Origin of the sequence: Gottfriedia endophytica (assembly GCF_017814275.1) — a bacterium.
GTDB lineage: Bacteria > Bacillota > Bacilli > Bacillales > Bacillaceae_G > Gottfriedia > Gottfriedia endophytica.
On the sequence record NZ_JAGIYQ010000033.1, the window covers coordinates 1 to 1,445 of the forward strand.

Genomic DNA, 1,445 nt, shown 5'->3' on the forward strand with positions numbered 1-1,445 from the left:
GGTATCAATCCGCAGCTTCGGTGATACGTTTAGCCCCGTTACATTTTCGGCGCAGAGTCACTCGACCAGTGAGCTATTACGCACTCTTTAAATGGTGGCTGCTTCTAAGCCAACATCCTGGTTGTCTAAGCAACTCCACATCCTTTTCCACTTAACGTATACTTTGGGACCTTAGCTGGCGGTCTGGGCTGTTTCCCTCTTGACCACGGATCTTATCACTCGTAGTCTGACTCCTATGGATAAGTCATTGGCATTCGGAGTTTGACTGAATTCGGTAATCCGTTGGGGACCCCTAGTCCAATCAGTGCTCTACCTCCAAGACTCTTACACATAAGGCTAGCCCTAAAGCTATTTCGGGGAGAACCAGCTATCTCCGTGTTCGATTGGAATTTCTCCGCTACCCACACCTCATCCCCGCACTTTTCAACGTGCGTGGGTTCGGACCTCCATTCAGTGTTACCTGAACTTCATCCTGGACATGGGTAGATCACACGGTTTCGGGTCTACGACCACGTACTATATCGCCCTATTCAGACTCGCTTTCGCTGCGGCTCCGTCTCTTCAACTTAACCTTGCACGGGATCGTAACTCGCCGGTTCATTCTACAAAAGGCACGCCATCACTCATTAACGAGCTCTGACTATTTGTAAGCACACGGTTTCAGGTTCTCTTTCACTCCCCTTCCGGGGTGCTTTTCACCTTTCCCTCACGGTACTGGTTCACTATCGGTCACTAGGTAGTATTTAGCCTTGGGAGATGGTCCTCCCGGATTCCGACGGAATTTCACGTGTTCCGCCGTACTCAGGATCCACTCAAGAGAGAACGAGGTTTTGACTACAGGGTTTTTACCTTCTTCGACAGACCTTTCCAGGTCGCTTCATCTACCTCGTTCTTTTGTAACTCCGTATAGAGTGTCCTACAACCCCAAGAGGCAAGCCTCTTGGTTTGGGCTATCTTCCGTTTCGCTCGCCGCTACTCAGGAAATCGCTTTTGCTTTCTGTTCCTCCAGGTACTTAGATGTTTCAGTTCCCTGGGTATGCCTTCCATACTCTATGTATTCAAGTAAGGATACTATTCCATTACGAATAGTGGGTTCCCCCATTCGGAAATCTCCGGATCAAAGCTTACTTACAGCTCCCCGAAGCATATCGGTGTTAGTCCCGTCCTTCATCGGCTCCTAGTGCCAAGGCATCCACCGTGCGCCCTTTCTAACTTAACTAATTAAAAAAGATATTTATTAAACTTACGCAGTTCAATGAATGACATTATCTAGTTTTCAAGGTACAAGTTTGAGAGATGAACTCTCAAAACTAAACAAAACAATGAAGAAACATTTCATACATGAACCGAAGTTCATGATGTCTCCATAGAAAGGAGGTGATCCAGCCGCACCTTCCGATACGGCTACCTTGTTACGACTTCACCCCAATCATCTGTCCCACCTT

General features: G+C 47.5%; 2 rRNA genes. Both read right to left on the reverse strand.

From position 1 onward, the window contains the following. Nucleotides 1-1,219 (reverse strand): 23S ribosomal RNA (locus J5Y03_RS19685); the annotation flags it as partial. Between the two features lie 151 nt (nt 1,220-1,370). After that, nucleotides 1,371-1,445, reverse strand: a 16S ribosomal RNA gene (locus J5Y03_RS19690); the annotation flags it as partial.